Genomic DNA, 13,741 nt, shown 5'->3' with positions numbered 1-13,741 from the left:
TTCATGCAGACGAACTTCACCGAAGAGCAGTTGCAAGACCCGCTGGTCGCGCGCTCGAACAAGATCCTGCGCGCCTGCGTCCATTGCGGCTTTTGCACGGCGACCTGCCCGACCTATCAGGTGCTGGGGGACGAACTCGACAGCCCGAGGGGGCGGATCTACCTGATCAAGGATATGCTCGAAAGCGGGCGCGATGCCGATGAAAAGACCGTCAAGCATCTGGACCGCTGTCTGGGGTGTCTGAGTTGCATGTCTACCTGCCCCTCGGGCGTCGATTACATGCACCTGATCGACCATGCCCGCATCCATGTCGAAAAGACCTATCGCCGCCCGTGGCAGGATCGCGCTTTGCGCTGGATGCTGGCGAAAGTGCTGCCCTATCAGGGCCGCTTTCGGTTGGCGCTGCTGGGCGCCAAGATCGCGCGACCCTTTGCGCGCCTGATGCCCGACGCGCGGCTGCGGGCGATGCTGGAGATGGCGCCGAAACAGATCCCCTCGGTCAGTCGCAACGATCAGGGGCAGGTCTTTGCGCCCATCGGCGAGAGGCGGGCGCGCGTCGCGATGATGCCCGGCTGCGCGCAAAGGGCGCTGAACACCGATATTAACGACGCGACGATCCGCCTGCTGCGCCGCGCGGGCTGCGAGGTGGTGATCCCCGAAAGCTTCGGTTGTTGCGGCGCTCTGACCCATCACATGGGCCGCGAGGAAGAGGCCCTGCATTCGGCCCGCGCCACGATCCGCAGCTTCCTTGCCGCCGGGGAGTTGGACGCGATCATCATCAATACCTCGGGCTGCGGCACGACGATCAAGGATTACGGCAAGATCTTCGCGGGCGATCCGATGCAGCCCGAGGCCGAGCGGGTCGCGCGCCTGACCCGTGACGTGACCGAGTTCTTCGACCGTCACGGCCTGCCCGAGGGGCAGGGCGAGGGGCTGCGCGTGGCCTATCACTCGGCCTGTTCGTTGCAGCATGGCCAGCAGATCAAGACCACGCCGAAAACCCTGCTGACGCGCGCGGGCTTTACCGTGGTCGAGCCGGAAAACCCGCATCTCTGCTGCGGCTCGGCGGGGACTTACAACCTGCTGCAACCTGAACTCTCTGGAGAGTTGAAGCGCCGCAAGGTCGCGACGCTTGAGGCGACCGCGCCTCAGGTCATTGCGGCGGGCAATATCGGCTGCATGATGCAGATCGGGTCGGGCACTGGGGTGCCGGTCGTCCATACGGTCGAATTGCTCGACTGGGCGAGCGGCGGGCCAAAGCCCCGCGCCTTGGCCGAGGCTTGAAACGTTGCCCGCGCATACCTAGCTAAACTCTGTCGGAGGGCCCGAGGGCGCCGACGGACCTGCCCGCCCGATAAGGGGGGCAAGCCTTTGTATCGCTTGAAGAAGGATGCGATAATGCGCAACTTTGATCTGACCCCGCTTTATCGTGCCTCGGTCGGTTTCGACCGTATGGCTGATGTCATGGACCGTGCTCTGTCCGCCGATATCGCGAGCTATCCCCCCTATAATATCGAAAAGACGGGCGAGAATGCCTATCGCATCTCGATCGCCGTTGCGGGCTTTGGTGCCGATGACCTGAATGTCGAGGTCAAGGACGGCGCGGTGATCGTCTCGGGCCGGAAATCGCCGGAAGAGGAAGGCCGGACCTTCCTGCATCGCGGCATCGCCACCCGCGCCTTTGAGCGCCGTTTCACGCTGGCCGATCACGTCCGCGTCGATGGTGCGAGCCATGAGGACGGGATGCTGAACATCGACCTGATCCGCGAGATCCCCGAGGCGCTGAAACCGCGCCGCATCGCGATCTCGAAAACAGTGAGATCGGTCGAGAAGCTAGACGCCTGACATCGCAGCCGGGGGCTTCGCGCCCCCGGACCCCCGCGGGATATTTATGCAAGAAAGAACCTGGGTGCGGCCGTGGCCGCGCCCTTTCCGATTCAGATACGGCGGCGGGCGCGGAGCGCGGCGGTGATGGTGCCGTCGTCGAGATAGTCGAGTTCCCCGCCGATCGGGACGCCTTGGGCAAGACCGGTGACGGTAACGCCGGTCGTTTCCAAGGCTTCGGCGATGTAATGGGCGGTGGTCTGGCCCTCGATCGTGGCCGAAAGGGCAAGGATCACCTCGGTGGCGCTTTCGTCCGTGATGCGGGCAATGAGTTGCGGGATGCGCAAATCCTCGGGGCCGATTTCATCCAGCGCGGACAGGCTGCCGCCGAGGACATGGTAGCGGCCCTTGAAGGCGCGGCCCCGCTCCAGCGCCCAGAGATCGGCGACATCGGTCACGACACAAATCTCACCGGTGGCGCGGGCGGGGTCCTGACAGATCGGGCAGATCTCGGATTGCGTGACATTGCCGCAGGTCAGGCATTCGCGGGCAGAATCCGCGACCCCCGACATCAGCGTCGCAAGCTGCGCCATCTGACCCGCGCGCTTGCGGATCAAATGCAGCACGATGCGGCGCGCCGAACGGGGGCCAAGCCCCGGCAGGCGTGCCATTGTCGTGATCAGCGCCTCGATATTGTCGCTGGGGCCAGAGGCCATGTCAGAAAGGCATCTTCAGATCGGCGGGCAAGCCCATTTCGCGGGTCAGACGCGCCATTTCCTCGGCGGATTTGTCGGTGGCGCGGCGCTGCGCGTCCTTGATGGCGGCAAGGATCAGGTCCTCGACCACCTCCTTGTCCTCCGAGCGGAAGATCGAGGGGTCGATGTCGAGGCCGGTCAGCTCGCCCTTGGCGGTGGCCGTTGCCTTGACCAGCCCGCCGCCGGCCTCGCCGGTGACGGTCAGGCGGTTAAGCCCTTCCTGCATCTCGGTCATCTTGGTCTGCATCTGCTGGGCGGCCTCCATCATCTTCGACAGATCGCCCATATCGCTCAAACCTTTGAACATCTTTTATTCCTCGTCCTCGAAGGGGTCCCATTCCTCTACCTCGGCCACCGGGCCTTCGGTCAGGTCATGCGGGGATGTATCCTCGCCCACCGGCTTTTCAACCGCTGGCGGGGCGGGAACGGGACGGATTGCGGTGATTTTTGCCGTCGGGAAGGCCGCGAAAATGGCCTGAACGGTCGGGTTCTCCATCGCGCGGGCGCGGGCTGCGGCCTCACGCGCGGCGCGCTGTTCGCTGATCGTGGGCTGGCCACCCTCGGAGACGACGGTAACTGCCCAGCGTTGCCCGCCGGTCCAGCCGCGCAGACGCTCTGCCAGACGCTGGGGGAAGTCGCGGGGGGCGCGGTCACTCGGTTCGAATTCAATCCGGCCCGGCGAATAGCGGACGAGGCGCAGGTGGTCCTCGACATCGAGCAGCAGCTTCATGTCGCGCATGCGGCGGATCAGATCGATGACGGACTCAAAGTCCGGGAAGGCCGCGAGGGCATCGGGCGAGACCGCGATTGCCAGCGCCCCACCATCGGGACGGGCCGCGATGGGGGCGCGGGGGGCGGCCATGCGTGGGGCGTCTGCGGGACGCTGCGCGGGGGCCGCGGGCGCGCGGTTGAACTCGCCCGCCGAGATCGAGGTCTGGACCTTGCGGATCAGCGCCTCGGGGTCGGGGAGGTCGGCGACATGGGTCAGACGGATGATCGCCATTTCGGCGGCCATCATTGCGTTCGGCGCTTGGCCGACCTCTTCCAGCGACTTGAGCAGCATCTGCCACAGGCGCGTCAGGGCGCGCATCGGGATGCGGGCGGCGATGTCCTGACCGCGGGCGCGCTCATCGGGACCGATGGTCGGGTCGTCGATCGCCTCGGGGGTGATTTTGACGATGGAGATCCAATGGGTGATCTCGGCCAGATCGCGCAGCACCGCCATCGGGTCGGCACCATCGGCATATTGCGCCTGAAGTTCGGCCAAGGCCTCGGCGGCGGCGCCGCGCAGGATCATGTCGAACAGATCCAGCACGCGGCCACGGTCGGCAAGGCCCAGCATGGCGCGGACCTGCGGCGCGGTGGTTTCGCCCGCCCCGTGGCTGATCGCTTGATCCAGAAGGCTGGTCGCGTCGCGGGCCGAGCCTTCGGCGGCGCGGGTGATGAGGGCCAGCGCATCATCGGTGATTTCGGCGCTTTCCGCCGAGGCGATGCGGCGCAGCAGGGCAATCATGACCTCGGGCTCGATCCGGCGCAGATCGAAACGCTGGCAGCGTGACAGCACGGTGACCGGAACCTTACGGATTTCGGTGGTGGCGAAGATGAATTTCACATGCGGCGGCGGTTCCTCAAGCGTCTTTAGGAGCGCGTTGAAGGCGCTGGTCGAGAGCATGTGGACTTCGTCGATGATGTAGATCTTGTAGCGCGCCGAGGCCGCCCGGTAATGGACGCTTTCGATGATCTCGCGGATGTCGCCCACGCCGGTGCGCGAGGCGGCGTCCATCTCCATCACATCGACATGGCGACCCGCGCTGATCGCGACGCAATGCTCGCAGGTGCCGCAGGGTTCGGTCGTGGGACCGCCTTGACCATCGGGACCGGTGCAGTTCAGACCCTTGGCGATGATCCGGGCGGTCGTGGTTTTGCCGGTGCCGCGGATGCCGGTCATGATGAAGGCCTGCGCGATGCGGTCGGCGGCAAAGGCATTTTTCAGCGTCCGCACCATCGCGTCTTGGCCCACGAGATCAGCGAAGGTCTCGGGGCGGTACTTCCGCGCCAGCACTTGATAGGTCTTTTCGCTTTCGCTCATGGTCCGCCTTTTCTCTGCCGCGATACATTAGACGCGGGTAAGCAGGGCGGCAACCTTTGGGCATGAAAGATGACGGCTTTTCGGGCAACGCAGATGTGATGGGGCGTGTCCCATAGCAGCGGGCATAGTCGGCAGATGCAGCGTCGTTCCCTGATCCTTTCGGCCCCCTTCCTTATTCTGGCAGCGCGCGGGGCGCGGGCGGCCACGCAGGTCTTGGACCGCGCCGGTTCAATGGCGCAGTTGCGCGCCATTGCCGTCTGGCAAGGCGGGGCCGAGGTTACGGCGCGCGGCTATGGCGGCTTTGCACCGGATCGGCCAACGAATATCAAATCGGCCTCGAAATCGGTGATCTCGGCTCTGGCGGGAATCGCAATTGCGAAGGGGCTGTTCTCGGGGCCGGATCAGAAGGTGGCCGAGGTGCTGGCGCGCGATCTGCCGTCTGATCCCGATCCGCGCATGGATGAGCTGACGCTCGGTCATCTTTTGTCGATGCAGGCGGGCCTGCAGCGCCAGTCAGGGCCGAATTACGGGCGTTGGGTCAGCAGTAGCAATTGGGTGCGCGCGGCGCTGGCTGCGCCCTTCGAGACCGATCCGGGCGGAAGGATGCTGTATTCCACGGCCTCCTCGCATCTGGTTTCGGCCATGCTGACCAAGGTCGGCGGCAAATCGGCGCTGGCTCTGGCCCGCGATTGGCTGAAGATCCCCGGCTTTGCCATCACCGCATGGGAACAGGACCCGCAGGGCATCTATCTCGGCGGCAACCAGATGGCGATGTCGACGCGCAGCCTGCTGGCCTTTGGCGCGGCCTATGCGCTGGGCGGGCGGGGGGTGATCCCGCCCGAATGGATCTCGGCAAGCTGGCAGCCGCGCACGCGTTCGATCTTTAACGGCGAGCAATATGGCTATGGCTGGTTCATCAGCCGGATCGCCGGGCGCGAGGTGCGCTATGGCTGGGGCTATGGCGGGCAGATGATTTATGTCTTTCCGGGAGACGAGCCGGTCGCCATCGCCATGACCTCGGACCCCGACCAGCCCTCGGCCCGGACGGGCTATCGGCAGGAATTGCACGGCTTGGCCGGAGAACTGGTGCAAAGCCTGTGAGCGGGCGTTGACCAAGGCCGCAGTGCAGCATATCTGCGCCTCATGGCACGCGCACCCCTTTTGCAACTCACCGACATTTCCCTGACCTTCGGCGGCAATCCCGTCTTTGACGGTCTGAACCTGACCGTCCAGCAGGGCGACCGCCTTGCGCTGGTCGGCCGCAACGGCTCGGGCAAATCGACCCTGATGAAGGTCATGGCCGGGCTGGTCGAGCCGGACTCGGGCGAGGTCATCACCCCCGCCGGCGTCAAGGTCGGCTATATGGAACAAGAGCCTGACCTGTCGGGCTATGCCACCTTGGGCGATTTCGCCCGCGCGGGCCTGCATGACGGCGAGGATTACCGCGTCGAAATGGCGGCCGAGGGGCTGAAATTCGACCCCGATCGCATTGTCGCCACCGCCTCGGGCGGAGAGCGTCGCCGTGCCGCTTTGGCCCGGCTGCTCGCCGAAGCGCCGGAACTGATGCTGCTCGACGAGCCGACGAACCATCTCGACATCGAGGCCATCGGCTGGCTGGAAGAACAGCTTTCGACGACCCGCACGGGTTTCGTGCTGATCAGCCACGACCGCGCCTTCCTGCGTGCTTTGACCCGCGCGACGCTGTGGATCGACCGCAGCGAGATCCGCCGTCAGGAACGCGGCTTCGAGCATTTCGAGGATTGGCGCGAGACCGTCTGGGCCGCCGAGGATGAGGCGCGCCACAAGCTTGACCGCAAGATCAAAGCCGAGGCCCGCTGGGCTGTCGAGGGCATCAGCGCCCGGCGCAAGCGCAATCAGGGCCGCCTGCGGGCGCTGGCCTCGCTGCGCGATGAGCGGGCGAACCAGATCCGTCGTCAGGGCACTGCGGCGATGGAGTTGGAATCCGGCCAGCAATCCGGCAAGCGCGTGATCGACGCCAAGGGCATCTCGAAGTCCTTCGGTGATCGCGTGATCCTGAAGCCCTTCGATCTGCGCGTGTTGCGCGGCGACCGCGTGGCCTTTGTCGGCCCGAATGGCGCGGGCAAGACCACGCTGATCAAGATGCTGACCGGCGAGATCGCCCCGGATTCGGGCGAGATCAAGACCGGCACCAATCTGGATATCGCGATCTTCGATCAGGCCCGCAGCGCGATCGATGAGACGGTGACGCTCTGGGACGCGCTGACCGGCGATCCCTCGATGAGTGTCTCGGGCCGGAACGATCAGGTCATGGTGCGCGGCAACCCGAAGCATGTCGTGGCCTATCTGAAAGATTTCCTCTTCGACGACGCGCAGGCGCGTGCGCCGGTCGGCAGCCTGTCGGGCGGCGAAAAGGCGCGGCTTTTGCTGGCGCGGATCATGGCCAAACCCTCGAACCTGCTGGTTCTGGACGAACCGACCAACGATCTGGACGTCGAGACGCTGGACCTCCTACAGGACATCCTTGGCGAATATGACGGCACCGTGCTGCTGGTCAGCCACGACCGCGATTTCATCGACCGCGTCGCCACGACCACCGTGGCGATGGAGGGCGATGGCCGTGCCGTGATCTATCCCGGCGGCTGGTCGGATTACCGCGCCCAGCGTCCCGAGGACGCGCCCGAGGTCGAGGTCAAGCCTGCGGCTGCAGCTGTTGCCAAGCCCGAGACCAAGACCCAAGCCGAGCGTTCGAGCCTGAGCTTCACCGAGAAAAAGCGCCTTGAGGCTTTGCCCAGCATTATGGAACGGCTAGAGGCTGAGATCGGCAAGCTGAACGAATTCCTCGCCCAGCCCGACCTGTTTTCCAGCGCCCCCGCAAAATTCGCGAAGGCGAGCGAAGGCTTGGCCGAACGCCAGACAGCCCTTGCCGCCGCCGAAGAGGAGTGGCTGGAGCTCGCGGAAAAGGACGGCTGAGGCGATTTCGCGCCGCGCTTTGGCCGGCCAAATGCCGGCCAGATTTGTCATTGGACCTCGTCGAAGGTGACGCGCTGGCTTCAACCGGCGCGCCAAGATGTTTCGCGTGTCGCGTCTAACCAGAGGACAGTCGAGGCTGCGTCAAGATGATCGGCCACGGAGCGAGCATCTTGCCAGTTGCGGACCGATAACTTTCCTTGAGAAACTGAAGATCGGTTCGCCAGTCATCGACGGCTTGAGCATACCGCTTGCAGTCGTTGCGAAGAAACATGTTCGCGTTGCCGGCAATCACATTGGCCACCTTGAGAACTCTCTTTTCCGAGAGCGGCGGACCGAATTGATCCCCAAATGTCCTCCTGACGATCAGGGGCAATTCCATTTCGACGAAGTCGGTCAGAAACTCGCTGCGCAGCTTGTCTGACCATCCCTTTTGACCGACCGTGTAGCCGAACATCTTCAAGGCCGATACCTCGTGCAGATTTGCGTCGAACTTGCTCTTGCCACGCACCGGGGCCTTGTCCGGGATGATCGGGTATTTTTTTAGGAAATCGACTCCCGGATCTGCCGGCGGCACTTGCGCGGGCAGTCCGCTGCCTGAAGTGGGAGTGGTGGCTGAGTGCCGCGGGGTGGGGGATGCGCCTGACGAATGTCCTGTCCTCGCGTACTTTTCTACAATCCGCCCCATCATGGCGGTGATATATTGAAGTGCGGCCTCGCGATCTTTCGCGTCACGTTGAAAGCTCTTCACGAGATCGTCAAAATAAGCGAGGGCGACCGCATCGCACTCTGGCGAGGGACGGAATGTCGGATTGCGGCGCAATGCGGCGCGAAGTTCCGTCATACGTCGTCGGGCGGGGAAATACGGTTCTGCCAACTTATCACCACTCAACAGCTTTACTCTGTGATCGACTGATCTTCCTACGTATGATGCTGAAAACAAAAATATTTCTTGGTGAATGGTTAAGTTTGTACCGAATATGAGAAAGGCCGCCCCTTTTGGGACGGCCCTCTCGTCTGTCTTGCGACAAGCGGATGATTACATCATGCCGCCCATGCCGCCCATGTCGGGCATACCGCCGGCCGGAGCTTTCGGCTCGGGCTTCTCGGCGATCATGGCTTCGGTGGTGATCAGCAGACCAGCGACCGATGCCGCGTCTTCCAGCGCGGTGCGGACGACTTTGGCCGGGTCGATGACGCCGAACTTGAACATGTCGCCGTATTCTTCGGTCTGGGCGTTGAAGCCGAAGGCCTTGTCGTTCGATTCGCGGACTTTGCCAGCAACGACAGCGCCGTCGACGCCAGCGTTTTCAGCGATCTGGCGCATCGGAGCTTCCAGAGCGCGGCGAACGATCGCGATACCGGCGTCTTGGTCCGAGTTCGCACCGGTCAGGCCTTCGAGGACCTTGCCGCCTTGCACCAGAGCAACGCCGCCACCGACGACAACACCTTCTTGAACCGCAGCGCGGGTCGCGTTCAGGGCGTCGTCAACGCGGTCTTTGCGCTCTTTGACTTCGATTTCGGTCATGCCGCCGACGCGGATGACGGCAACGCCGCCGGCCAGCTTGGCAACGCGCTCTTGCAGCTTCTCGCGGTCGTAGTCCGAGGTGGTTTCCTCGATCTGCTGGCGGATCTGGGCGACGCGGGCTTCGATCTCGGCCTTCTCACCAGCACCGTCGACGATGGTGGTGTTGTCCTTGGTGATCGAGACTTTCTTCGCACGGCCGAGCATGTCGACGGTGACGTTTTCCAGTTTCATGCCCAGGTCTTCCGAGATGACCTGACCGCCGGTCAGGATCGCGATGTCCTGCAGCATGGCCTTGCGGCGATCGCCGAAGCCCGGAGCCTTGACCGCAGCGATTTTCAGGCCGCCGCGAAGCTTGTTGACGACCAGCGTGGCCAGAGCCTCGCCTTCGACGTCTTCAGCGACGATGATCAGCGGTTTTTGCGATTGGATGACGGCTTCCAGCAGCGGGACCATCGGCTGCAGCGACGAGAGTTTCTTCTCGTGCAGCAGGATATAGGCGTCTTCCAGCTCGGCAATCATCTTGTCGGCATTGGTGACGAAGTAGGGCGACAGGTAGCCGCGGTCGAACTGCATGCCTTCGACCACTTCGACTTCGGTCTCCATGCCTTTGTTTTCTTCGACGGTGATCACACCCTCGTTGCCAACTTTTTGCATGGCTTCGGCGATTTGCTGGCCGATGAAGGCCTCGCCGTTGGCCGAGATGGTGCCGACTTGAGCGACTTCAGCCGAGTCGTTGACCGGACGGGCAGCCGCCTTGATCGCTTCGACGACTTTGCCGGTGGCGAGGTCGATGCCGCGCTTCAGGTCCATCGGGTTCAGGCCAGCCGCAACCGACTTCATGCCTTCCTTGATGATGGCCTGAGCCAGAACGGTGGCGGTGGTGGTGCCGTCGCCGGCTTCGTCATTGGTGCGCGAAGCGACTTCGCGGACCATCTGAGCGCCCATGTTCTCGAACTTGTCCGAGAGTTCGATCTCTTTGGCGACCGAGACGCCGTCCTTGGTGATGCGCGGAGCGCCGAAGGACTTGTCGATCACGACGTTGCGGCCTTTAGGGCCGAGGGTGACTTTGACGGCATCCGCGAGGATGTTCACGCCTTTCAGCATGCGGTCGCGGGCGTCGCTGTTGAACTTGACTTCTTTAGCAGCCATTTGTTCTTCTCCTGTAAGGGGTTACGCGAAAGCGGAGATCAGGCGATGACGCCCAGGATGTCGCTTTCTTTCATGATCAGCAGCTCTTCGCCGTCGATCGTCACTTCGGTGCCCGACCATTTGCCGAACAGGACGCGGTCACCGGCGGCAACTGCCGGTGCGATCAGTTCGCCCGAATCCTTGCGCGCGCCTTCGCCGACCGAGACGACTTCGCCTTCAGCGGGTTTTTCTTTTGCGCTATCGGGGATGATCAGGCCGCCCTTGGTTTTCTCGTCCGACTGGACGCGACGGACCAGAACGCGGTCGTGCAGCGGTTTGAAAGCCATGTGAACACTCCGGTGTTACAGGTTGCAGTGTTTTGTTGGCACTCGAGCTTGATGAGTGCCAGTGGCCGAACATCTAGGCAGCGTCCGAATTCGTGTCAACGGTCAAGCCTTACGAAATTTATGTTCAAATTTCTTGACGCCCTTTCCCGCGGCCAGCTAGGCCAGAGGGGCATGGATCGGCCGGGGTGAGACTTGACGGGACGAATACGGGCACTTGTCTTGGCCGAGGCGGCGAATCCGGAATGGGTTTCGGTTCCCCTTGTCGGCTGGTCCCTGGCCAATGCGCTGCGGGAGGTCGCCGATATCCATATCGTGACCCAGATCCGCAACCGCGACGCCTTCCTGCGTGCGGGATTGGTCGAGGGCCGCGAATTCACCGCGATCGACAGCGAGAAGCTGGCCGCGCCGCTCTGGCAACTCGCCGAGCGGCTCAGCATGGGCAAGGGCGTCGGCTGGACGATGAAGACCGCCGTCACCACCCTCGGCTACGGCTATTTCGAGCGGCTGGTCTGGCGCCGGTTCGGCGCGGCGATAAGGGCCGGGGAATATGACATCGTCCATCGCGTCACGCCGCTGACGCCGACCGCGAACAGCCTGATCGCCGCGCGCTGCAAGGCGGCGGGCGTGCCCTTCGTCATGGGTCCGCTGAACGGCGGCGTGCCCTGGCCCAAGGGTTTCGATGCCGAGCGGCGGCGCGAGAAGGAATGGCTTTCCTATATCCGCGGGGCCTACAAGGCGCTGCCGGGCAGGGGGGCGACGCTCTCTGCGGCCAGCGCCATCATCTGCGGCTCGGAACATACCCTGAGCGAGATCCCGGCGCGCCATCGCGGCAAGACCATCTGGCTGCCCGAGAACGCCATCGATCCCGCGCGTTTCGCCCTGACCGCGCCGCAGCCCGGGCAGCTGCCCCTGCGCGGCTGCTTCATCGGCAGGCTCGTGCCCTACAAGGGGGCCGACATGGCGATCGAGGCCGCGCTGCCCTTGCTGAGATCGGGCGCGCTCAGCCTCGACATCATCGGCGACGGGCCGCAGGCCGAGGCCTTGCGCGATCTCGTCGCGCGCGAGGGCGTGACCGATGCCGTGCGCTTCCATGGCTGGCTCGCGCATCTCGAGGTCCAGAAGGTCGCGGCGCAGGCGCAGTTGCTGGTCTTCCCCTCGGTGCGAGAATTCGGCGGCGGCGTCGTGCTCGAGGCCATGGCGCTCGGCGTGGTGCCGGTGATCGTCGATTATGCCGGGCCGGGCGAGCTGGTCTCGGAGGCGACCGGCCTGCGCATTCCCCTCGGCAGCCGCGACGAGATCGTCGCCGGGCTGCGGGCGCAGCTCGAGGCGATCGCCGCCGATCCCTCGGTGCTGCAGGCGATGGCCGGGCAGGCAAGGGCGAGCGTGCGGCAGGATTTCACCTGGTCCGCCAAGGCCGCCCAGGTCGAGCGGATCTGGCGCGCGGTGCTGGCAGGCGCGCCACTGCCGCAGGAATTGCCACGCCCTGCATGACATTTCCGCATTGGCGCGGTGACTTCTCCCGTGCAATCCTTGGGCGGAAATTGCCGGGAAAGTGCCTCTATGCCATTGCGCCGATTGCTCTCCGTCCTTCTCCTCGGGCTGGCCGCCGCGCTGCCTGCGCAGGCGCAGGAATGCCGCGGGCGCAACCTGATCGCGACGATGCCCGCCGCCGAGCTTGCCGAGATCCGGGCGATTTCCGCGAAAGTGCCCTTCGCGCGGGGCATCATGTGGCGTGCGAGCAAGGGCGCGCAGCGCATCATGCTGGTCGGGACCTATCATTTCGACGATCCCCGACATGCGCCGATCATGGCGCTCATCGGCCCCGAGATCGACCGCGCCGGCGCGCTCCTGGTCGAGGCCGGACCCGAGGAGGAAAAGCGGCTCGGCGCGGCCATGACCAGCGATCCCTCGCTGATGATGGATACCAAGGGCCCGACCTTGCCCGAGCGCATGGGCCCCGAGGATTGGAAGGCGCTGCGCCTTGCCATGGAGGCGCGGGGTATGCCTGCGGTCGTGACCAGCCGGATGCGGCCCTGGTATGTCTCGGTGATGCTCGGGATCTCGCCCTGCATGCTCGAGGCGACCAAGGCCAGAGGCGATACCGGCGGGCTCGATCACCAGATGATCGCGCGGGCAGAGCGCGCCGATGTCCCGGTCCGCGCGCTCGAGCCTTGGGATACGGTCTTCAGCCTCTTTGCCGATATGTCGCCCCAGGAAGAGATCGACATGATCCGCGCCGCGATGCCTGCCGCGGAGCATGCCGATGATTATGCCGTCACGCTCAGCGAGGCGTATTTCTCGGGGGAAAGCTGGCTCATCTGGGAATTCGGCCGATATGACGCCTACAGGAATTCGGGCCTTCCCCGGGCCGAGGTGGACCGGCAGATGCGCTTTGCGCAGGAAAAGCTGATGGACCAACGCAATCTGAGATGGATCGGACCGATCGAGGCCGCCGCAACCGAGGCGGCCGCACAGGGCAAGGGAATCGTCGTGGCTTTCGGCGCTTTGCACCTTCCGGGGCGGAACGGCGTTTTGTCGCTGTTGCAAAAATCAGGTTGGACGATCCAGCCCATCCTAGCAGAGGAGAAATGAATGGCCGATGACCTCTGGCGCGAAGAGCGCGACTTCTGGCTGGCAGGCAGCGCCGAGGCTGCGCGCAAGCTCGATGACGGCTGTCTGATGGTCTTTCAGCCCGCGGGAATCCTCACCCGGCGCAAGGTGGTCGAGAGCCTGTCATCGGCCCCGCGCTGGCAAGAGGTCACCATGACCGACCGCGCCAGCATCGAAACCGACGAGGTCTGCGTGCTGGCTTATCGCGCAACCGCCCGCCGCGCCGGCGCGGACACCTATCGCGCGCTCTGCACCACGACATGGATCCGTCGCGATGGCGATTGGCGCATTTTGCAGCACCAGCAGACCCCGGCCTAGCATTACAGTTGCATTTTTCGCGTCACTCTGAATCAATGCGCTATCATGAGTAAGTTAGGGATCATGGAAGGCGGGGTTGTCGGTCGAAGAGACGCTTGAGCTTTGGGCGTCCTCGCTACGTGAGGTGAAGGCTCGAATTCGGCCGCTGTTTTCGCAGGAACGGGTTGCGGCATCGGCCGGTCAGTTTTTCGAC

Annotated in this window: 13 protein-coding genes; 7 read left to right on the top strand and 6 right to left on the bottom strand. The window is 64.1% G+C overall.

Annotation, left to right across the window (positions count from 1 at the left end):
* Window positions 1-3 precede the first annotated feature (3 nt).
* Window positions 4-1,284, top strand: a complete 1,281-nt coding sequence (gene glcF, locus ESZ60_RS11165) for a glycolate oxidase subunit GlcF (RefSeq protein ID WP_134680668.1) — start codon at window positions 4-6, stop codon at window positions 1,282-1,284.
* A 114-nt stretch (window positions 1,285-1,398) separates the two neighbouring features.
* Window positions 1,399-1,845 carry an Hsp20 family protein gene (locus ESZ60_RS11160; protein ID WP_134680667.1) on the top strand — a complete coding sequence of 149 codons (447 nt, stop codon included), beginning with the start codon at window positions 1,399-1,401 and terminating at the stop codon, window positions 1,843-1,845.
* Between the two features lie 92 nt (window positions 1,846-1,937).
* On the opposite strand, the gene recR is transcribed toward ESZ60_RS11160, so the two are convergent.
* The 3 genes from recR to ESZ60_RS11145 are packed head-to-tail and all read right to left on the bottom strand — an operon-like array spanning window position 1,938 to window position 4,668.
* Window positions 1,938-2,540 (bottom strand): recombination mediator RecR, encoded by a 603-nt coding sequence (gene recR / locus ESZ60_RS11155; protein WP_134680666.1) that lies wholly within the window; start codon window positions 2,538-2,540, stop codon window positions 1,938-1,940.
* Between the two features lies 1 nt (window position 2,541).
* Window positions 2,542-2,886, bottom strand: coding sequence for a YbaB/EbfC family nucleoid-associated protein (locus tag ESZ60_RS11150; protein WP_134680665.1), 345 nt, complete (start codon window positions 2,884-2,886; stop codon window positions 2,542-2,544).
* 3 nt (window positions 2,887-2,889) lie between these two features.
* Window positions 2,890-4,668, bottom strand: coding sequence for a DNA polymerase III subunit gamma/tau (locus ESZ60_RS11145; protein WP_134680664.1), 1,779 nt, complete (start codon window positions 4,666-4,668; stop codon window positions 2,890-2,892).
* Window positions 4,669-4,803: 135 nt separating this feature from the next.
* Between ESZ60_RS11145 and ESZ60_RS11140 the strand changes: the two genes are divergently transcribed.
* Window positions 4,804-5,769, top strand: coding sequence for a serine hydrolase domain-containing protein (locus ESZ60_RS11140; protein WP_134680663.1), 966 nt, complete (start codon window positions 4,804-4,806; stop codon window positions 5,767-5,769).
* A 42-nt stretch (window positions 5,770-5,811) separates the two neighbouring features.
* Window positions 5,812-7,620 carry an ABC-F family ATP-binding cassette domain-containing protein gene (locus ESZ60_RS11135; protein ID WP_134680662.1) on the top strand — a complete coding sequence of 603 codons (1,809 nt, stop codon included), beginning with the start codon at window positions 5,812-5,814 and terminating at the stop codon, window positions 7,618-7,620.
* A 115-nt stretch (window positions 7,621-7,735) separates the two neighbouring features.
* On the opposite strand, the gene ESZ60_RS11130 is transcribed toward ESZ60_RS11135, so the two are convergent.
* The 3 genes from ESZ60_RS11130 to ESZ60_RS11120 all read right to left on the bottom strand — a co-directional run bounded on the left by ESZ60_RS11130 (window position 7,736) and on the right by ESZ60_RS11120 (window position 10,620).
* Window positions 7,736-8,461: a hypothetical protein gene (locus tag ESZ60_RS11130; RefSeq protein ID WP_134680661.1), complete on the bottom strand. Its 726-nt coding sequence runs from the start codon at window positions 8,459-8,461 to the stop codon at window positions 7,736-7,738.
* Window positions 8,462-8,656: 195 nt separating this feature from the next.
* Window positions 8,657-10,294 (bottom strand): chaperonin GroEL, encoded by a 1,638-nt coding sequence (gene groL, locus ESZ60_RS11125; protein WP_134680660.1) that lies wholly within the window; start codon window positions 10,292-10,294, stop codon window positions 8,657-8,659.
* A 38-nt stretch (window positions 10,295-10,332) separates the two neighbouring features.
* Entirely contained in the window at window positions 10,333-10,620 is a 288-nt protein-coding gene (locus tag ESZ60_RS11120; protein WP_134680659.1) for a co-chaperone GroES, read from the bottom strand.
* A gap of 192 nt (window positions 10,621-10,812) precedes the next feature.
* On the opposite strand from ESZ60_RS11120, the gene ESZ60_RS11115 reads away from it, so the two are divergent.
* The 3 genes from ESZ60_RS11115 to ESZ60_RS11105 all read left to right on the top strand — a co-directional run bounded on the left by ESZ60_RS11115 (window position 10,813) and on the right by ESZ60_RS11105 (window position 13,548).
* A complete protein-coding gene (locus ESZ60_RS11115; protein WP_134680658.1) occupies window positions 10,813-12,111 on the top strand; it encodes a glycosyltransferase family 4 protein in 1,299 nt (432 codons plus the stop codon).
* A gap of 69 nt (window positions 12,112-12,180) precedes the next feature.
* Complete coding sequence (locus tag ESZ60_RS11110) at window positions 12,181-13,212, top strand: TraB/GumN family protein (RefSeq protein WP_134680657.1); 1,032 nt, start codon at window positions 12,181-12,183, stop codon at window positions 13,210-13,212.
* Window positions 13,213-13,548, top strand: a complete 336-nt coding sequence (locus tag ESZ60_RS11105; protein WP_134680656.1) for a nuclear transport factor 2 family protein — start codon at window positions 13,213-13,215, stop codon at window positions 13,546-13,548.
* The last annotated feature ends 193 nt before the right edge of the window (window positions 13,549-13,741 follow it).

Source organism: Paracoccus ravus (assembly GCF_004522175.1).
GTDB lineage: Bacteria > Pseudomonadota > Alphaproteobacteria > Rhodobacterales > Rhodobacteraceae > Paracoccus > Paracoccus ravus.
Note: the sequence above shows the minus strand (reverse complement) of the source record. Positions and strands in the feature narration are given on the sequence as shown.

Bases quoted from the DNA above. Each gene is read 5' to 3' on its own strand.
- glcF (WP_134680668.1), top strand. From the start codon at position 4: ATGCAGACGAACTTCACCGAAGAGCAGTTGCAAGACCCGCTGGTCGCG.
- ESZ60_RS11160 (WP_134680667.1), top strand. From the start codon at position 1,399: ATGCGCAACTTTGATCTGACCCCGCTTTATCGTGCCTCGGTCGGTTTC.
- recR (WP_134680666.1), bottom strand. From the start codon at position 2,540: ATGGCCTCTGGCCCCAGCGACAATATCGAGGCGCTGATCACGACAATG.
- ESZ60_RS11150 (WP_134680665.1), bottom strand. From the start codon at position 2,886: ATGTTCAAAGGTTTGAGCGATATGGGCGATCTGTCGAAGATGATGGAG.
- ESZ60_RS11145 (WP_134680664.1), bottom strand. From the start codon at position 4,668: ATGAGCGAAAGCGAAAAGACCTATCAAGTGCTGGCGCGGAAGTACCGC.
- ESZ60_RS11140 (WP_134680663.1), top strand. From the start codon at position 4,804: ATGCAGCGTCGTTCCCTGATCCTTTCGGCCCCCTTCCTTATTCTGGCA.
- ESZ60_RS11135 (WP_134680662.1), top strand. From the start codon at position 5,812: ATGGCACGCGCACCCCTTTTGCAACTCACCGACATTTCCCTGACCTTC.
- ESZ60_RS11130 (WP_134680661.1), bottom strand. From the start codon at position 8,461: ATGACGGAACTTCGCGCCGCATTGCGCCGCAATCCGACATTCCGTCCC.
- groL (WP_134680660.1), bottom strand. From the start codon at position 10,294: ATGGCTGCTAAAGAAGTCAAGTTCAACAGCGACGCCCGCGACCGCATG.
- ESZ60_RS11120 (WP_134680659.1), bottom strand. From the start codon at position 10,620: ATGGCTTTCAAACCGCTGCACGACCGCGTTCTGGTCCGTCGCGTCCAG.
- ESZ60_RS11110 (WP_134680657.1), top strand. From the start codon at position 12,181: ATGCCATTGCGCCGATTGCTCTCCGTCCTTCTCCTCGGGCTGGCCGCC.
- ESZ60_RS11105 (WP_134680656.1), top strand. From the start codon at position 13,213: ATGGCCGATGACCTCTGGCGCGAAGAGCGCGACTTCTGGCTGGCAGGC.